At 70.8% G+C, this 17,199-nt stretch carries 16 protein-coding genes; 9 read left to right on the forward strand and 7 right to left on the reverse strand.

All coding sequences use genetic code 11. The features are described 5' to 3' along the window. Positions 1-16 precede the first annotated feature (16 nt). From ACS5Q7_RS21460 to ACS5Q7_RS21495, 8 genes are all read left to right on the forward strand, one after another. Complete coding sequence (locus ACS5Q7_RS21460) at positions 17-760, forward strand: TIGR04282 family arsenosugar biosynthesis glycosyltransferase (RefSeq protein WP_478341297.1); 744 nt, start codon at positions 17-19, stop codon at positions 758-760. Continuing rightward, a complete protein-coding gene (locus ACS5Q7_RS21465; RefSeq protein ID WP_478341298.1) occupies positions 757-2,115 on the forward strand; it encodes an MptA/MptB family glycosyltransferase in 1,359 nt (452 codons plus the stop codon). Before ACS5Q7_RS21460 ends, ACS5Q7_RS21465 begins: the two co-directional genes overlap by 4 nt. Beyond that, positions 2,112-3,164, forward strand: a complete 1,053-nt coding sequence (locus ACS5Q7_RS21470) for a radical SAM protein (protein WP_478341299.1) — start codon at positions 2,112-2,114, stop codon at positions 3,162-3,164. Before ACS5Q7_RS21465 ends, ACS5Q7_RS21470 begins: the two co-directional genes overlap by 4 nt. Before the next feature lie 3 nt (positions 3,165-3,167). Next, complete coding sequence (locus ACS5Q7_RS21475; RefSeq protein WP_478341300.1) at positions 3,168-3,866, forward strand: glycosyltransferase family 2 protein; 699 nt, start codon at positions 3,168-3,170, stop codon at positions 3,864-3,866. Then, entirely contained in the window at positions 3,863-5,080 is a 1,218-nt protein-coding gene (locus tag ACS5Q7_RS21480; protein WP_478341301.1) for a pyridoxal phosphate-dependent aminotransferase, read from the forward strand. Before ACS5Q7_RS21475 ends, ACS5Q7_RS21480 begins: the two co-directional genes overlap by 4 nt. Positions 5,081-5,235: 155 nt before the next feature. Further along, positions 5,236-7,347 carry a hypothetical protein gene (locus tag ACS5Q7_RS21485; RefSeq protein ID WP_478341302.1) on the forward strand — a complete coding sequence of 704 codons (2,112 nt, stop codon included), beginning with the start codon at positions 5,236-5,238 and terminating at the stop codon, positions 7,345-7,347. Positions 7,348-7,721: 374 nt separating this feature from the next. After that, complete coding sequence (locus tag ACS5Q7_RS21490) at positions 7,722-7,904, forward strand: DUF3606 domain-containing protein (protein ID WP_003600567.1); 183 nt, start codon at positions 7,722-7,724, stop codon at positions 7,902-7,904. Between the two features lie 292 nt (positions 7,905-8,196). Continuing rightward, positions 8,197-8,475, forward strand: coding sequence for a hypothetical protein (locus tag ACS5Q7_RS21495; RefSeq protein WP_478341303.1), 279 nt, complete (start codon positions 8,197-8,199; stop codon positions 8,473-8,475). Between the two features lie 34 nt (positions 8,476-8,509). On the opposite strand, the gene ACS5Q7_RS21500 is transcribed toward ACS5Q7_RS21495, so the two are convergent. From ACS5Q7_RS21500 to ACS5Q7_RS21520, 5 genes are all read right to left on the reverse strand, one after another. After that, a complete protein-coding gene (locus tag ACS5Q7_RS21500; RefSeq protein WP_478341304.1) occupies positions 8,510-8,797 on the reverse strand; it encodes a hypothetical protein in 288 nt (95 codons plus the stop codon). A 41-nt stretch (positions 8,798-8,838) separates the two neighbouring features. Beyond that, positions 8,839-9,000: a YqaE/Pmp3 family membrane protein gene (locus ACS5Q7_RS21505; protein ID WP_478341305.1), complete on the reverse strand. Its 162-nt coding sequence runs from the start codon at positions 8,998-9,000 to the stop codon at positions 8,839-8,841. Positions 9,001-9,075: 75 nt separating this feature from the next. Further along, positions 9,076-12,150: a GAF domain-containing protein gene (locus tag ACS5Q7_RS21510; RefSeq protein ID WP_478341306.1), complete on the reverse strand. Its 3,075-nt coding sequence runs from the start codon at positions 12,148-12,150 to the stop codon at positions 9,076-9,078. 343 nt (positions 12,151-12,493) lie between these two features. Further along, entirely contained in the window at positions 12,494-13,138 is a 645-nt protein-coding gene (locus ACS5Q7_RS21515) for a hypothetical protein (RefSeq protein WP_478341307.1), read from the reverse strand. Between the two features lie 4 nt (positions 13,139-13,142). Continuing rightward, entirely contained in the window at positions 13,143-13,787 is a 645-nt protein-coding gene (locus tag ACS5Q7_RS21520; protein ID WP_478341308.1) for a hypothetical protein, read from the reverse strand. 90 nt (positions 13,788-13,877) lie between these two features. Between ACS5Q7_RS21520 and ACS5Q7_RS21525 the strand changes: the two genes are divergently transcribed. Next, positions 13,878-14,861 (forward strand): glycosyltransferase family protein, encoded by a 984-nt coding sequence (locus tag ACS5Q7_RS21525; RefSeq protein ID WP_478341309.1) that lies wholly within the window; start codon positions 13,878-13,880, stop codon positions 14,859-14,861. 28 nt (positions 14,862-14,889) lie between these two features. On the opposite strand, the gene ACS5Q7_RS21530 is transcribed toward ACS5Q7_RS21525, so the two are convergent. Continuing rightward, positions 14,890-16,074 (reverse strand): glycosyltransferase family 4 protein, encoded by a 1,185-nt coding sequence (locus ACS5Q7_RS21530; protein ID WP_478341310.1) that lies wholly within the window; start codon positions 16,072-16,074, stop codon positions 14,890-14,892. Beyond that, on the reverse strand, positions 16,074-17,114 hold the full coding sequence (locus ACS5Q7_RS21535; protein ID WP_478341311.1) for a glycosyltransferase family 4 protein: 1,041 nt from the start codon (positions 17,112-17,114) through the stop codon (positions 16,074-16,076). The genes ACS5Q7_RS21530 and ACS5Q7_RS21535 overlap by 1 nt, the downstream gene beginning before the upstream one ends. Positions 17,115-17,199: the final 85 nt, after the last annotated feature.

Raw genomic sequence — 17,199 nt, forward strand, 5'->3', positions numbered from 1 at the left:
CGGGGGAGTCTCCGAGATGACACCAGGACCCACGTCCGGATCGTCCGCCACCTGCGCCATCGGGGTGATGGCCAAGGCGCCGCGCAGCGGCCGCTCGAAGACACGGCTGTGCCCGCCGCTGACTCCCGACCAGGCGGCCCTCCTGAGTGCTGCCTTCCTGCGCGACACGACCGCCAACATCCTGGGGGCGGCCCGCGCCGCGCCCATCGCCGCCTACGCTGCCTATGCGCCGCACGGCGCCGAGGCTTTGGTCTGCCCCCATCTGACCGCCGGAACGGAACTCGTCCTGGCGGATGGCAGCCTCCCGACCCCGGCGTCGGTCGAAGGCTTCGGCCGCTGCCTGCTCCAGGCCATCGAAGCCATGCTCGCGCGCGGCCATGCGGCAGCTTGCGTGCTCAGCTCCGACATCCCGACCCTGCCGACGCGCCTCCTCGTCCAGGCGACCCGAATTCTCCTCGAGCCGGGCGACCGGGCGGTGCTCGGGGCCTGCGACGACGGCGGCTACTACATCCTCGGCCTGAAGCGGCCCCATGCCCGCCTTTTCGCCGACATCGCCTGGAGCACCGACACCGTCGCGGAGGCGACCCGTGTCCGGGCGCGCGAGATCGGCCTCGATCTCGTCGAGCTGGAGCCCTGGTACGACGTCGACGACGCGGCGGCCCTCGCCCGGCTCTCCACCGACAGGACCGGCTACGCGGCCCCGGCGACGCGCGCGGTCCTGGCGCGCCTCATGGAGACGTCTGAGTCCGTGCCGGCATGACCCGGCTCCTCGCCAGCCCCGCGCATCGCCTCGCGGTTCTCGGTCTCGGATTGCTGGCCGTCAATGTCGGCGCGCTCGCGATCCATGTGCCCGGCGCCGACACCGTCGGCTCGGCGGCCCGCGCCAACGTCTTCGTCGGCGTGGTCGCGATGGGTCTCGTCGTCTACCTCCTCGCCGTGCGCGTGGTGCTGCGGGAGCGGCTGCCGCGTGCGGCCCTGTGGCTGATCCTGGGCGTCGCCGTCCTGATGCGGGCCGCGCTGCTGCCGGCGCCGCCGTTCCTGTCGAGCGACATCTACCGCTACGTCTGGGACGGGCAGGTCCAGGGTGCCGGGATCAACCCCTACCGCTACATCCCGGCCGACTCCGCCCTGGAGGCCCTGCGCGACCCGGAGGTGTATCCGCTCGTCAACCGGAAGGACTACGCCCGCACGATCTATCCGCCCGCAGCGCAGCTGGTCTTCGCCGCCGTCGGACAGGTCTCGCACGGCGTCACCGGGATGAAGCTCGCGATGCTGGGCTTCGAGGCCCTGGGCGTGCTGGCGATGCTCGCCATCCTGCGCGGCGCCGGCCTGCCGTCGACCCGCATCCTCATCTACGCCTGGAACCCGCTCGCCCTGTGGTCCTTCGCCTGCGACGGACATGTCGATGCCGTGGCGATCGGCCTCCTCGGCTTGGCGCTGCTCGCCCGCACCCGCCGTCACGACGGTCTCGCGGGCGCGCTCTTGGCCGCCGCGACGCTGGTGAAGGTTCTCCCCGTCGCGGTGGCGCCCGCTTTCGTCCGCGGCGGCCGGCTGTGGCGGCCGATGCTCGCCGGGCTGGCCGTGATCGGTGTCCTCTACCTGCCCTACCTCGGCGCCGGCGCGAACGTGCTCGGCTTCGCCGGGGGCTACGGGGCCGAGGAGGGTTACGACGTCGGCGTGGGCTATTGGCTGCTGGCCGGGCTCGGCCATCTCGGGCTCAGCCCCCCGGGCCTGCTGCGAACCTATCTGGTCTGCGCTGGACTGGCGCTCGCCGCCCTCTCGCTGCGCATTGCCTTCGGCCGCGGCCGGGGAGTCCAGGCCGATGCCGTCGCGCTGTGCCGCGATGCCGGCATCCTGGCGGCCCTCACGACCTGCGCGGCAAGCCCGCACTACGCTTGGTACTATCCCTGGCTGACACTGCCTGCGGTGGTGGCCCCGGCCCCGGCCCTGATCTGGCTCGGCTCGGCGCCGATTGTGTTCCTCATCGACCCGTTCAACGACCGCTTCCTGTGGCCGTCGCTGGTCTTCGTCCCGGCCCTCGTCCTGGCCGCCCGTTCGGTGTGGCAGGCCCGCACCGCGCCCCTGGCCGCCCTCCCGCAAGGAACCGCCCGATGACGGCTACAGCCGCCCTGAAGGACCCGCGCCGCTATTTCGAGGAGGTCGGTCCCGACCGCGCATCCGAGGCCGAGACGCCGCCGGTCTGCCTCTACCTGGAGGTGACGAACCGCTGCAACCTGCTCTGCGAGACCTGCCCGCGCACCTTCGAGACCCTTGAGCCCCCGGCCGACATGAGCTGGGCTCTGTTCACGCGGATCGTCGACCAGGTGCCGAACGTCGCCCGGGTCGTGCTCCACGGGGTCGGCGAGCCGATGCTGGTGAAGGACCTGCCGCGGATGGTCCGCTACCTGAAGGACCGTGGCACCTACGTCCTGTTCAACACGAACGGCACCCTGATGCAGCCCAAGCGCTTCCGGGAACTGATCGACACCGGTCTCGACGAGCTGCGCGTCTCCCTCGACGCCGCCGACCGGGCCTCCTACCGGAGGGTGCGCGGCAAGGACTTCTTCGACCGCATCGTGCGCGATGTCGGCAAGTTCATCGCTTTCCAGAAGGCGACCGGCGCCACGACGCCCCGGGTCTCGCTCTGGCTCACGGGTCTCAAGGAAACCGTGGATCAGCTCCCGGCCTTCGTCCGGCTGGCGGCCGAGATGGGCGTGACCGAGGTTCACCTTCAGCGCCTCGTCTTCGACGAGGACGGGTACGGCATGGCCCGCGCCGACCTGTCGCTGTTCGAAAGCACCCAGGCGGTGGAGGCCGCCGCGATCGCAGAGGCCGAGGCGTTGGGCCGGTCGCTGGGGGTGACACTCGACGCCTCGGGCGCGACCGAGCCGGGGATCAGCCTGAAGCGGCAGGACGACCGGGCCTGGGCCACCTGCCGGCGGCCCTGGTCCCTGATGTACTTCACGGCCCATGGGCGGGCGCTGCCCTGCTGCATCGCGCCCTTCTCGGTGCGCGGCTATTCCCACTACACGCTGGGCGACGCGACGCAGGCGACGCTCCGCGAGATCTGGAACGGCGCGGCCTACCGCGACTTCCGCTCATCGCTCCTTTCCGATGCGCCGCCGGCCCCGTGCCGGAACTGCGGCCTGCGGTGGAGCCTCTGAGCGATGCACCCGGTCAGCATCGTGATACCGACCCTCAACGAGGCCGAAGCGATCGGCGCGGTGATCCGCGAGATCCCGCCGGCCTACGCGGCTGATGTCATCGTCGCCGACAGCGGCTCGACCGACGGGACGCAGGACATCGCCCGGTCCGCGGGCGCCCGGGTGATCGAGGCCGGCCGCGGCTACGGCCGGGCCTGCGCGCGCGGGGCGGCGGCGGCCGATCCGGCCTCGCGCGTCATCGTCTATCTCGACGGCGACGGGGCGGACCGCGGCGACCTGATCGACCGGATCGCCGACCCGGTGCTGGCGGGCCGCTACGACCTCGTCCTCGCCTCGCGCACCCTGGGCCGCCGCGAGCCGGGAGCGATGCTGTGGCACCAAGTGCTGGCGGGCCGCCTCGCCGGCCTCGGCATCGGCCTGCGCTACGGCGTCCGCTACACCGACATGTGCGCCTTCCGTGCCATCGACCGCGCCGCGCTGCAGGCCCTCGACCTCCGCGAGCCGACCTACGGCTGGAACATCGAGATGCAGATGCAGGCCGCACGCGCCGGTTTGCGGATCCACGAGGTGCCGATGCCCTATCGATGCCGCGTCGGCGGCGTCTCCAAGGTTGCGGGCTCGCTGCGGGGGACGTTACGGGCCGCCACCCGCATCATCTCGACCTACCTCCGCGTCGCGGCGAACCCGGCGCCCCGCCCGTGAGCGTGTCCCCCGCCGCCGCCCTCGACCCGGATATGGCCTGCCGAGCGGGGTCCGAGGCACCGCCGCACGACAATCGCGAGTCCGGCGGCGACAAGGCCTTCGCGCTCGCGGACTTCCTCGCGCGCTGGACGGACTGCGCGCATCACGCCCTGGCCGCCTCCGACTCGCAGACCCTGCCGCTCGCCTCGCTGCTCCGTTTGGCCGAAGCCGACGATCTCCGCCGCTGGTCCGGTCTGGAGCTTGGCTACAGCGATCCGCGGGGGGCTCACTGGCTTCGCGGGGCGATCGCCGCACGCCATGCGGGGCTCGCGGCCGATGACGTCCTCGTCTGCGCGGGTGCGCAGGAGGCCGTCACCTGCGTGCTGCGTGCGCTGCTCGGGCCGGACGATCACGCCGTCGTGGTGGTGCCGATCTATCGGCCATCCGAACTCGCGGTGACGAGCCTGTGCGCGGCGAGCGGCGTCGCCCTCGACGCCGATCGGGGCTGGACCCTCGACCTCGATCGGCTCGCCGCGGTGCTTCGCCCGAACACGAATCTCGTCCTGATCAACTTCCCGAACAGCCCGACCGGTGCGGCCATCGACGCGGCGACGCTGGACGGCTTGATCGCCTTATGCCGGCAGCGTGGGCTCTGGCTCGTCAACGATGAGGTCTATCGCCAGACCGACATCGCAGGCTCGGCGTACCCGGTCGTCGAAGGCTACGAGCGCGGGATATCGATCAACGGTCTCTCGAAGGGCTTCGGACTGCCCGGGCTGCGCGTCGGCTGGGCGTGCTGTCGAGACCGCGACGTGCTCGCGCGGGTCCTCGCGGCCAAAAGCCTGCTGTCGAGCTGTGTCTCTTCCCCGAGCGAGGTTCTCGCCCACGTTGCGCTACGGTCGGAGAGGCGTATCACTGCCTGGACCCGGGCGATCGGCCGACGCAACCACCGTCGACTCCACGCGCTGATCGACCGCCACTCGGAGTTCTTCGAGATGGAATCGCCCCGCAATCTCGCCTTCGCCTTCCCGCGCTTCCGAGGCCCGGAGGGCGCCGAACGCTTCGCGTTGCGGATCGCGGCGGAGGCCGGCCTCCTCGTCCTGCCCTCGGGGCTGTGGCGGTCGCCCCTTGCCCCCATCCCGGGCGATCGCCTGCGCTTCGGCCTCGGGCACCTTGCGAGCGGAACCGCCCTCCGCCATCTCTCGGCCCATCTGCGCGCATCTGCGGGCCGATGAGCGATCTTGGCAGACAGCCGAGTACGGCCGACGATGGCGCGAGAAGACCGAAGCCGTTTCGGTCCCTGCTTTCAACGATCTCGCAGATTGTCCGGAGAGCCGTCCGTGGGATCACGGTCTTCGCGACGACCCTCGTCGTCCTGTCGCTGTGTATCTTGTTCCTGAACTACGGCGTCCTCTCGACGCCCCGCGCGCGGGCCTACCGCGACCTCGATCCAGCCGTGCCGGAATGCCGGGAGGGCTTGGCCTCGGGCTGGACCGTCCTCAGCGAGCCCGGTCGAGCGAGGGCGGGTCCCGACGCCGATGGCTCGCTCGATCCCACAAACGACGAGAACGCAATCGCCGCCGATCCGCGCTGGCGAACCCGCCTGCGGTGCGCCCTGCAGCGCCACGTCATCCCTTCGGCGCGCGGCGGTGAGCCGCTCGCCTACACCCTCGGCTTCCTGGAATTCAAGGAGGACGGCGAGCCCTACGCCCTCGTGTCACGCTCGGGCGACACCGATGTGGCCATCGACAGCGCCATGCTCCGCCACGCCATGGAGGGCGAGATGCGCGCCCGGAGCCAACCCGCAACCGGGCTGCGCCCCGTCATCACCCAGCTCGATGCCCTGACGCAGCACCTCTCGACCGGTACGCATTACGTCATCGCCTTCGTCCACGGCTGGCGGCACGATGCGCGTATCGGTGACGCCAACGTCGCGGACCTCCGGTACTACGCGGCCCACGCCGCACGCTTCCTGCGCCAGCGTTGCCCGGCCGACCCCCACGCCTGCGATGCCGACGTGACGGCGATCTACGTGGGTTGGCGGGGTGCGAGGGTCGACGAGCGCGGCCTCCGCGCCGCGTTCGGCGACCGTCTCGGCGGCTTCTTCGGCACCCTCTCCGCGGCGGCGACCCTTTTCGACCGAAAGCCCGTGAGCGAGGCGATCGCACCCGCCGCCATCTCGGCCCTGCGCACCCTCGAAGCGGTCTTGGCGCGACCCTCACCGGATGGCACCGACCGGCACAACAAGCTGGTCGTCGCTGGGCACAGCCTGGGCGGCAACATGCTCGCCACCGGTCTGAAGGACGATCTGCTCAAGGCTGTCCGGCGCCACCGGTCCGGCGAGACCCTGTCGCCGGTCCTCGGCAACCTGGTGATCCTGATCAACCCAGCCTCGGAGGCCAACAAGTGGACCGCCGTCCAGCGGGCGGTCTGGGAGCGTATGCCCGCCCGGCCGGGCGGGGACGGACGCGGCGAAGACCTGTTTCCGGTGACGCAGCGCCCCATCGTCATGGCGGTGACCGCCGCCCTGGCCTTTCCCGCCGGCGGCCTGCGACCCGGCGACTGCGCCTGGATCGGCCTCGATGTCGAGGACGGGTTCCAGGGGGCCCGCCGCCACATCCGGGAGCGCCTCGCCGGCACGGACGCGATGTTCGGGGACGGCGTCGAGTATGACTGGGCGACCCACGACCTGTTCCCGACCTTCAAGTTCGACTTCCGCCCCGCCGCGGACTTTCTGGACCGCACGGCCGCACGCATCGAACGCGTGCAGCCGCGCGGCATGAGCTGCGCATCCCCACGCGCGCCCGACCTCCTCGACAGCGTGCTAACGTTGCCCCTGCGCGCGCTCTCGCTCCTGGCGGCGACGTTCCCGTTCCAGGTGAGCCTGCCGGAGGAATCCCACACGATCGGCAATCTCGACCCGCCGCGGCCAGCCGCCGGGGTGCTCGCCGACGCGCAGCCGTCGGCGGCCCCGTTCGGAACGACGCACGAGATGCTGGGACTCGCGGCCATGTCGACCGAAGTGCAGCACGCTTACGGCACACTGGCGGACGCGGATATCGACTGTCCGCGCGCCGACCGCTGGCTGAGCCGTGCGCGGCGGCGACGGGCGTCGCAGGGCGGTCAGGGGTGGGACAGCGCGGATCTTACCCCGCCCGAGCCGGGGCTCGACGGCCAGGGAGCGCCCGCCGTGCGGTTCCAACACGGGCTCCCGCTGACCGGCATCGCGCCGATCACGTCCGGCAACGATCCCTTCTGGAACGTGCGCGCCTTCGACAACGCCCTCTCGCGCCACGACGGCTACCGGCGTTCCTCCTTCATCTGCGCGCTGAACCAGTTGGTGATGGACGAGATCGGCGACGCAGCGCGGGCGCCGGGAGACCCGATGCCGGCAGGGGAGGCGGCAGCGGCCCCGGCCCTTCGCATGCGGCCGTCGGGGCTGGAGGGGGCGGATCGTCGGCACGGTGAGGAGGCGGCCGGCCCTGAGCACCAGCGGCACTAGGCCCGTCCCATCGGTCTGACCATTTGCGTAACGGGATGCCGTCGCGCAGGTGCGGTTCGTCTGCGAGTGCGCAGTAGAGCGCAAGTACCGGGCGGTGGCCGTCCAGGGTCTTGGTCGCGCCTCATGCGGGCGGTTCGTGCCGCGCACAAGACGCGTTCGTCCGTGGTAGGCCGGCAGTGCCCGCTGAGGGGATCCTATCACTGCCGGTTTCATGGCCGGTCTGGGCGCAAAGCAGCAGGCCCGCTTGTCGATATCCGATTTGGTCGCGGGCCAAGCCCCCTTGCAACCCACATTTTCGAACGGTTTGTAGCGGACATTGCGGCCTCGTGCGCGCGAGCGCCGAACGGCGTGTCAGCAACCCCACAGGACCCTCCATGGCCGGTCTCAAGGACAAGCGCGGCTTCATCGATAAGGACCGGCTCGATCTGTCGGAACGCAAGGCTGTCGAGTTCTGGATGAAGCGGTGGGGCGTCACCCAGGACCAGCTTACGGCGGCCCATCGGAAGGTCGGCCGCATGACCAAGGACATCGCCGCCGAGTTGGGCAAGAAGCGTTAGCGGTCCGACGAGCCGGCTCAGGGACCGGAAGGGGCTGCGCGGATGCCGAGGCGATGGTCTCGCTGTTGACCGTGGGGCTGGTCGCGGCGCGCGCCGTGAACATTCTCGCGTCGGGGCGACCACGCTGCACGCCTCGCTCGCCGCAGTGAGCTGTGCGTTTTTGACCCAAGCCGAAGGCAATCCGCGAACGGGCTTCAGGACCTAGTTCTGTTGGTGAGGACTTCCGTTCGCAGGCTCGAAATCCCGCCCGCCGGGAGCAGGCGCAGGGGCTTCATCATCCGAGGCTATGGCAATGCGCTTTCTATCCATCACTGTCGTGAGTTTGCTCGTTCTCGGAACACCCGCTTTCGCGTTGAGCGAAGGCGACACGATGCAGGCTTGGAGTGGCGCTTCGTCCACGGAGAAAGACGCGCTCCTGCGGACGCTGGACGCGGCGAGCGGTGGCGATGCGTCCCGAAATCGTGTGCGCGCCTGCCTCGACGAAACATCGAGCGCAGCCGGCCACTCGAATTTGCCGATCTCGGACGTGGCGAAGGCATGCGCCGAGCAAGCCGCCCGAGAGAATATCTAGGCCGTCCCGAGCAGGGGAACCTGAGCGAGCGCGGTCAGCCCCTGGAGAGGCGACGGTGGTTGGCCTGGACCTTCCGCCGGTAAGCGCGGACGACCTTGCGGGGGTTTCCACCCGTGGCGAGGGTCATCGCCGACTCGCCGGCCGCCTTGACCTTCTCGGTCACCATCAGCCGCGCTTCCTTGCGCGCCTTGGGGCCGCCGAGCATGAACATCGCCATGCGCTGGCCGATCACCAACTGCGCCTCAAGGCCGAGCATGGCGAGTTCGGTGCCCATCGCCAGCATCGTCGCCGACGTCTTCGATGATCTGCGACGGGACCGCATGACAGGACCTCCGACCTTCAGGTTCGGATGGTCAACGCGCGTCAGGCCGTTTCCTTCCGCGTGACGATCAGCGCCCAGATCGTCGCCGGAATCCAGCCGATCAGCGTGATGTGCAGGATGATGCACAGGATCCCCTGCAGCACCTTTCCGCGCAGGAACATCGCGAGCCAAGGCGCGAGGATGCAAATGAGGATCATGACCATGGGTGCGACGTCTCCGGTGTTCGATGCCGAACAGAGAGGGAGACGGTTCGTTCCCCGATCGGACCGGCGGCCCGCTCACGGCGCGTGGATCAGGTCCCGAATGCGGGCGGCGAGGGCCTCCATGGGGAACGGCTTGGTCAGCACCTGCATGCCCGGCGCGAGGTGCCCGTTGCCGACCGCTGCATTCTCGGCGTAGCCGGTGATGAACAGGACCTTGAGGTTCGGGCGCTGGACGCGCCCCGCGTCGGCCATCTGCCGCCCATTCATCCCGCCCGGCAGGCCGACATCGGTCACCAGCAAGTCGATGCGGACGTCCGACCGCAGCACCTTCAGCCCGGCCACGCTGTCGCTGGCCTCGATGGCGGTGTAGCCGAGATCTTCCAGCACCTCCGTGACCAGCATCCGCACGGACGGCTCGTCGTCGACGATCAGCACCGTCTCACCACGGTCGGCGCGGGCCGCCTCGGTGAGCCGGTCCACGGCCTCGTCCTCCTCGGTCTCCCCGTAATGGCGCGGCAGGTACAGGCACACGGTCGTACCCTGGCCCACCTCCGAGTAGATCCGGACCTGACCCCCCGATTGTTGGGCGAAACCGTAGATCATCGACAGGCCGAGGCCTGTGCCTTGGCCCATCGGCTTGGTCGTGAAGAACGGCTCGAACACCCGGGCGATCACGTCCGGCGGCATGCCGGTTCCGGTGTCGGATACGCAGAGCGAGAGATATTGCCCTTCCGGGATCTCGTGCTTGATGGCCGAGGGCCGATCCAGCCACTTGTTGGCGGTCTCGATGACGATGCGTCCGCCGTCCGGCATCGCGTCGCGGGCGTTGATGCACAGGTTGAGCAGGGCGTTCTCGAGCTGGCCGGGATCGACCAGCGTCGGCCACAGGCTTGCCGCGCCGACCACCTCCAGCGCGATCTCCGGCCCGATGGTGCGCCGGATCAGTTCCTCCATGTCCGCCATCAGGCGGTTCACGTTGGTCGGCTTGGGATCGAGGGTCTGGCGCCGGGAGAAGGCGAGCAGGCGATGGGTGAGCGCCGCCGCGCGCTTGGTCGCCCCCTGGGCCACGGTCATGTACCAGTCGATATCCGTCAACCGACCCTGCGCCATCCGGGTCTGCATCAGTTCGAGCGACCCGGAGATGCCGGCGAGCAGATTGTTGAAGTCGTGGGCGAGGCCGCCGGTGAGTTGCCCGACCGCCTCCATCTTCTGCGACTGACGCAGGAGTTCCTCGGCCTGCATCAACTCCGCCGTCCGCTCGGTGACGCGCTGCTCCAGCGTTTCGTTGAGGGCACGCAATTCGGACGCCGCCCTGTCGCGCTCGGCTTCGACGGCGCGCCGGGCCTCCCCGTCGATGAGCACGCCCGGGAAGCTCAGGGGCGTGCCGTCGGGGGCGTGATCGACCCGGCCATTCGCCTCCAGCCAATAGTACTTCCCGTCCGCGCGCCGTGTTCGGTACTGGTGCGCGTAGGCGCCGCCCCGGGCGATGGCCTCCGAGATCGCCTGGGACAACCCCTCCCGATCCTCGGGGTGGACGGTCGCAACGATTTGGGCGAGCGGGATCCCGTCCCGGCCCAGCGCCGGGTCGAGGCCGAAGGCGTTGACGAACGCCTCATCGACCGTGAAGCGGTCGCTCGGCAGGTCCCAGAACCATGTGCCGATGATCGCACCGGCCGCCAGCGCCAGCTGCACGCGTTGCACGTTCTCCCGGGCCACCGCCTCGCTGGCCCGCAGCGCGGCCTCGGCGGCTTTGCGCGCCGTGATGTCCGTGAACAGCACCGCGACCTCGCCGCGGCTCGCCGGCTCGACGCGATGGGCCGACACTTCCAGGTGCCGGCCGGTGGGCGCGAACAGGCGGTCGAAGCGGGCGGGACGCCCGGTGCGCAGCACCTCGCCGTAGCGCTCGAGCCAGCCGCCGGTCTCGCTGTCGGGGGCGATGTCGCGCAGGGTCTGGCCGGCGACATGCGCGATCCCGAGGTGATGCGCGAAGGCCGGGTTGGCCTCGACATGCACGTAGTCGCTCAGGGGTCCGTGTGGACCGTCGAAGAACCGGATGACGCAGAAGCCCTGGTCGATCGTGTCGAACAGCGTGCGGTACCGGTCCTCGCTGATCGTCAGCGCCCGCTGGATCGCGACCTCGCGCGCCTCGGTGAGGCCGGCCGAGGCCGCCATGGCGAACCGCTGCACCAGATCCAGATCGCGCGTCGAAAACACGTCCGTCCTGGCCGCCTGCAGCTTGAGCACGCCGAGGACCTGGCCGGCACGGGCGATCGGCGCATGCACGGCCGAACGCATGTCGATCAACCGCATCAATTCCTGGTTGACGCGCGGATCACCGCAGGCATCGGCCAGAAGAACCGGCGCGTTCAGGCGGGCGCAGACCCCGGACGTGCTGCCCTCCAGGGACACGCGCAGGCCCCTGTGCGCGCCGAGGCTGCCGCGGACGGCGCGGTACTGCAATTCGTCGCCTTCGATCAGCCCGATGACCCCGCCCTCGGCGGCCGGCAGGGCGTCCATGGCTCCGGCCAGGACGGCATCGAGGATGACATCCAGATCGCCCTTGCTCGACGACACGGCCGCCAGAGCGCGCGCATAGGCCTCGCGCTCGCGCAGAAGGGCCTGCTGCTCGACGATCAGACCGTCACGCTGCCGGAGCCCACGACGCAGTTCCATCAGGTCGCCGACTTGGCGTGCGAGCGCCTTCAGGTCGTCCGCCTGCTCCGTTGTAAGGCCGTTCGGGCGAGGAACGAGGTCGATCACGCAGAGGGAGCCGAGCACCTCGCCCTCCGGGGAGCGCAGCGGTGCCCCGGCGTAGAAGCGAATGCCGGGATGCCCGGCGACCAGCGGGTTGGCGGCGGTGCGGGGATCGACGGCGAGATCCGGGATCACCAGCAGGTCCGGCTCGGTGAGGACGAACTGGCAGACCGAGGAATTCAGGTCGGTCTCGCAATCGGGAAAGCCGACGCGGGCCTTGAACCACTGCCGGTCCACCGCCACGAAGCTGACGAGGGCGACCGGGGTCGCACACAAGCGGGCCGCCAAGCGCGCGATGTCGTCGAAACCCTGTTCAGGGACCGTGTCGAGGATCTCGTGGGCGTCGAGGGCCGCGAGCCGGTCCGGGTCCCGAAGAGCGTCTGTCGTCGTCGGCATGGCCGCTCAGACCGGACCCGGCGCGGTCATCGGCCGTAGGGGCACGACGGTGGACGCGGTGCAGCGGATCGGGATGCCGAACATCACTGGCCGTCGCACGAAAGCGGGCCGGTCGCAATTGTCGGCCGAGTCATGGACAGACGCCGCCCCCCGAGAAGCTGTCACTTTCCCGGCAGTACAGTAGGTCGAACCTCGCGAAAGACGAGGCCTGCGGCGCGACAGGCGCTGCCATCGGGCGCATCGAGCGCGGATTTGCACCACGCCCCCACGCCGGACCTTTCCGGCCGACCCGGCGACGACACCGCGCTCGATGCCGCCGGCCATGACGGGGCCAGGCGTCCCATCAGCCACGCGTCCACGCAGCCTGCACGGCACCCGTCGCGGTGTCCGGCTTCGCCTCTCCGATGAAGATCACCACCGGGCCGTGGATGTCGCGCCGGGGATCGTAGAAATCGAGGAGGCCGGGATGGAGGCGCTGGATGAAATCCGGTTGCCGACCGCACTGGCGCAGCAATCGATCGATGACGACCTGATCGCCGTGCACCGCGTTCGGCACGGGGCCGCAGGACCCCGGTGTCATCCATCGGTCGGGGTCGGCGGCGAACGTCGTGTAGAGCGACGAGAGTTCGTCCCCGGACCAGCGCATCAGGGCGCTGGAAAGCCGGCCCTTGTGGAAATAGTCTTCCATCGCGGCGAAGCCGGGCGTGGCCAAGGCGTCGGCCGGGCCGGTCAGCACCGTATCGAGGTCGCACAGCAGGGTCGGGCCGGTGCTGAGACCGGGGCGGAACGCCTCCATCTTTGCCCACCAGGCAGGCCACGCGTGCAAGAGCGGGATCGTCTCCACCCCCGGAAGGGCCACGGGCAGGTCGGTGAGGCAGAGGATCCGCTCGAAGGCCGGGGCATGGCGGCGGATGCCCCCCGCGAGGCGGGCGACCCAGGTGGCGTCGTAGCGCCCGCCGCCCTTCAGGACGGTGATCAGCGTGGACATGACGTTACCGCTCCGTCGGGGATGGCCGATGCACACGGATGCGTCCGGCCGCCTCGGCCTCGGCGAACCATGCGCGCTCGGCCGCCCAGGGATGGCCGGGCCAGCCGGCGAAACCGAAGCCGTAGGCCTGCGCCGACCGCGCACCCTCGGGGCGGCCGAGCAGCAGCGCGAGGGTCACGAGAAAGCCGGTGCTCGGGTTCGGACGTCCCGCCGTGCCACCGCCGAGCAGGGCATGGGCCTGCCTGTGCACCGCCTCGGGCAGGAGGAGGACCGGACGGCCCAGCGGTTGCAGCAGCGCCAGCATCTCGCGGGTCCAGCAGATCGGCTCGGGGACATTGTGCTCCGCCGGCAGCATCGGGAAGGGGAGGATGAAGGTCCGCGCGGCGCGGATCACCGGGCGGTCGAGGAAATGCCGGTCCGCCAGCCATTCTCGCGGCTGGCCGCCGCGATTGACCAGAGCGAGATGCGTGACGCGGCCCCCGGTGGCCCCGCCGAAGCCGGATGCGTTGTTGAAGCGGACCACATTGTCCGCAGCGTCGATCACGGGTCCGCACACGCCCGTCCCGGGCGCATTGCCGACGATGGCGAGGGACCCGTCTGCGGGCAGGCCGGCGCGGCCGGTGGAGAGGGGGTCGACGTCCGGGAACACGTGCGGCAGGGGTGTCGGGAAACGCCAAGGTAAGGCGCTGGCCCGAGGCATCCAGGCCTCGGCCGGATCGCGGGTGCGGGAGACGGGATCATGCGCCGATGCTTCGTGTGTGCGGCGGCCATGATCGGGCCGAGCGACCGCGCCCTGTCCTATCCATGCGGCGAGCGCCGTGCCTTTCCGCTGGCCTGCAACGCCTGCGGGGTCCTGCTCACGGAGGGAGGGGAGGCCGAGGCTTGCCACGCGCATCTGGCCCGAAGCCTCGCCGGTCCCGTCTTCGCGCCCGACCGCGAGGCGCCCTACGGGCTCGACCTCTACACCCTGCGCAGCGCCGCGAACCGGTGGCGGCTCGGCGTTCGTCCCCGCGACGAAGCCGGCCGCTTTGAACTCCGGCACCCCCACGGCACCCGGGCCGCCGAAGCCGAACTCTTCGCCCTCGAAACCGCCGAGCGGCGTCCGGTCTCTCTCGGCCTCATCTGCCGTCCGGCCGACCGGGATGCGGTCTTGGCCTCGCTGCCGATGCAGGCCGGCTGGACGGACGATGTCGTCATCCTGATCGACGGGCCGGCGCGGGCGGCGGAGCCGGTCACGGTCGCGGGTTTGGCCGCCGGGGCGGTGCGCGTCGCCGCCCGGCCCCTGGACGGGGATTTCGCCGCGCAGCGCAATGCCCTCCAGGCGCTCGCCCGCCATGGCTGGATGCTGCAGCTCGATGCCGACGAGGCGCTCGGCCCCGCGACCGCCGGTTTGCTGCCCGCGCTGGCGGCCCTCGCCGAGGCGGAGGATGTCGTTTCCGTCGGCCTCGCCCGTGCGAACCGGGTCGATGATGTCCTCTCGGACGTCTTCCCGGACGTCCAGTACCGGTTGAACCGCGCTCACCTGCGCTATGCCGGTCGCGTCCATGAGCGCCCGGTACTCGCCGCCGGATGGCCCGGAAGCATGATCGCCCTGCACGGGTGCATCGAGCACCGGCTGAACGCGGCCCATGTGCGGGCCCGGTCGCGGCGCTACGAGGCGCTCGATCCCGGACGCGGACGCCCGGAGGAAGAGGCCGCGCTGCTGCGCCCCTACGCCGACTGACAGGCCGGGCTCCGACGCGACCGCGCCGTCAGCCGCCCCGTGCCGCCGCAATGGCCCGCTCATAGAGCGCCAGTGTCTCGCGCCCGAGGCTCGCCCGGCTGAAGCGCCCGGCCGCCGCCAGGGCGCGGGCGCGGTAGGCGCGGCGCAAATCCGGATCGGCGAGGAGGGGACGCAGGGCCTCGGCGAGGGCCGGTCCGGTCGCCGCCGAGGCCAGGGGGCCGGCATCGGGCGCGCCGACGAAGGCGCGGGCACTCGCATCCTCGGCGCAGGCCAGGACCGGGCGGCCATAGGCCAGGGCCTCCTGGTAGACGAGGCCGAAGCTTTCATAGCGGGAGGGCGCGAGCACCGCGTGGGCCTCGGTATAGGCCGCGGACAGGGCCTGGGCGTCGATCCGGCCCAGGGCGCGGAGATGCCGCCGCGCCACAGCGGGCAGATCGGCCGGGAGATCGCCCGGCGGAACGCCGACGAGGTCGAGGTGGAAAGCCGGCAGCGTGCCTCCCTCCCGCTCGGCACCGAGGATCGCGACCGCGCCCAGAAGGGCGTCGAACCCCTTCCGCGCCTCCGCCCGCCCGACGAAGAGCAGGCGCACCGGTTCCGCCGCCTCCGGGTAGGCGGCGCTGTGCGCGGCGGCGGTGGCCTCGGGGGGAAGGCTGAGGCCGATCACGGCGTCCGGCTGCCGCCCGGTCAGCGCGTAGGCTCGGGCGATCACCGCCCCGTGCACCGCCGTGTTGGCGATGAGGGCGGCGCTCCCTCGGGCCTGCCGCCTTTCGAGCCCGTCGGCGGCCCAGCCGTCCAGGCGGTTCCGCAGGCTGTCGGCGGCGTCACGGGTGAAGGCGGCCGGCGTCGAGCTGCGGGTCACGAGCGGGAGATCCCGGCGGCCCACGAGCAGCGCGGCCGGCGCGTACCAGTTCGTCGCCTCGATGACGTCGAAGGGGGACGCATCGTGTGCCGCGAGCACGGCGCGCCGGAACGCGAGCGGGGCGGCGAGATGACCGGCGGAACCCCACCGACGCAGCCGCGCCAGGGAACTCCCAGGTGCCAGGGCGAGGCCCACCACCGTGACGCCGCCGATCCGCTCGCGTCCGGTGCGGTCGAGGGTGAAGACCGTGACCTCCGCGCCGGCCTCGACGAGGCTCTCGGCGATCTCGCGGGCGGCGGTGGAGAGCCCGCTCGGGGATGGCGGGTAGTCCCAAGCCAGGAGGGCCGTGCGCATCAGCGGTCGAGCAGGCGGTGGTAGAGCGCGATGTAGTCTCCGGCCATGCGCTCGGCGGTGAACCGCGCCTCGAACCGGCGGCGGATCCCGACGCGGTCGAGCTGCCCGATCCGGGCGAGGGCGGCGACCGCCTCGGCCTCGGTGGAGACGATGAAGCCCGTCACCCCGTCCTCGACGATCTCGGGGACCGACCCGCGATTCCAGGCGACCACCGGGGTTCCGCAGGCCATCGCCTCGATCATCACGAGACCGAAGGGTTCGGGCCAGTCGATCGGGAACAGGAGCGCCCGCGCGCTCCCCAGGAGTTCGCCCTTCCGGGCATCGTCGACGGGTCCGAGATAGGTCGCCTCGGTGCCGAGGAGGGGACGCACCCGCCGGTCGAAATAATCGGGGTTGCCGACATCGACCGTGCCGCCGAGCCGGATCGGCAGGCCGGCGGCGCGCGCGACGCGGATGGCCACATCGGGCCGCTTCTGGTCGGTCATGCGGCCCACGAAGGCGACGTGATCGTCCGGCGCGGTGCGGAGGCCGTAGCGGGTCCGGTCTATGCCGTGATGCACGATGCCGGCCCGATTTCCGGCCGGGATGCCGGCGGCCTGCGCGGCCGAGATCGCCGCCACCGGCAGGTCCGGGAAGCCCTGGAAGAACAGAGCCCGGTCGAGTTCGTCCACCCGCCAATGGATGGTGGTCAGACTGTGCCGACGCCGCTCACCCAGGAGCGCGGCATGGGCGAATTCGCCGTGGCAATGGACGATGTCGAACGTGTCGAGCCGCCCGCGCAGGGCCTCGAGTTGCAGGGCGTCCAGGGCCGCCGGCACCCCGGGTGCGACGCGCCCGAATTGCCGTTCCAGCGCTGCGAGACTCGGGTAATTGCCGACGCGCGGTAAGTCTGTCGCACTGTCCGAGGAAGCAAACAATGTTACTTCGACACCCAAGCTTCGCAGCGCCGTGCTGAGATCGTGCACAACCCGCTCGGTGCCGCCATGATGATTTGGGGGAACGGGAAAAATGTTAGGCGCGATCTGGGCAACGCGGAGCACGGCAACCTCTTTACATATGTTAGCCCGAATCGCAGCAGGCTCTTTACATAGGTTAAATGGCAGGGCCCGTCCGAGAGCCGCAGCC

The sequence above is a fragment of the Methylobacterium sp. Gmos3 genome, assembly GCF_056430985.1.

Excerpts from the sequence above, each read along its gene's own strand:
- ACS5Q7_RS21475 (WP_478341300.1), top strand. The coding sequence starts at position 3,168 with ATGCACCCGGTCAGCATCGTGATACCGACCCTCAACGAGGCCGAAGCG.
- ACS5Q7_RS21495 (WP_478341303.1), top strand. The coding sequence starts at position 8,197 with ATGCGCTTTCTATCCATCACTGTCGTGAGTTTGCTCGTTCTCGGAACA.
- ACS5Q7_RS21490 (WP_003600567.1), top strand. The coding sequence starts at position 7,722 with ATGGCCGGTCTCAAGGACAAGCGCGGCTTCATCGATAAGGACCGGCTC.
- ACS5Q7_RS21505 (WP_478341305.1), bottom strand. The coding sequence starts at position 9,000 with ATGGTCATGATCCTCATTTGCATCCTCGCGCCTTGGCTCGCGATGTTC.
- ACS5Q7_RS21470 (WP_478341299.1), top strand. The coding sequence starts at position 2,112 with ATGACGGCTACAGCCGCCCTGAAGGACCCGCGCCGCTATTTCGAGGAG.
- ACS5Q7_RS21465 (WP_478341298.1), top strand. The coding sequence starts at position 757 with ATGACCCGGCTCCTCGCCAGCCCCGCGCATCGCCTCGCGGTTCTCGGT.
- ACS5Q7_RS21510 (WP_478341306.1), bottom strand. The coding sequence starts at position 12,150 with ATGCCGACGACGACAGACGCTCTTCGGGACCCGGACCGGCTCGCGGCC.
- ACS5Q7_RS21515 (WP_478341307.1), bottom strand. The coding sequence starts at position 13,138 with ATGTCCACGCTGATCACCGTCCTGAAGGGCGGCGGGCGCTACGACGCC.
- ACS5Q7_RS21460 (WP_478341297.1), top strand. The coding sequence starts at position 17 with ATGACACCAGGACCCACGTCCGGATCGTCCGCCACCTGCGCCATCGGG.
- ACS5Q7_RS21530 (WP_478341310.1), bottom strand. The coding sequence starts at position 16,074 with ATGCGCACGGCCCTCCTGGCTTGGGACTACCCGCCATCCCCGAGCGGG.
- ACS5Q7_RS21525 (WP_478341309.1), top strand. The coding sequence starts at position 13,878 with ATGCGCCGATGCTTCGTGTGTGCGGCGGCCATGATCGGGCCGAGCGAC.
- ACS5Q7_RS21500 (WP_478341304.1), bottom strand. The coding sequence starts at position 8,797 with ATGCGGTCCCGTCGCAGATCATCGAAGACGTCGGCGACGATGCTGGCG.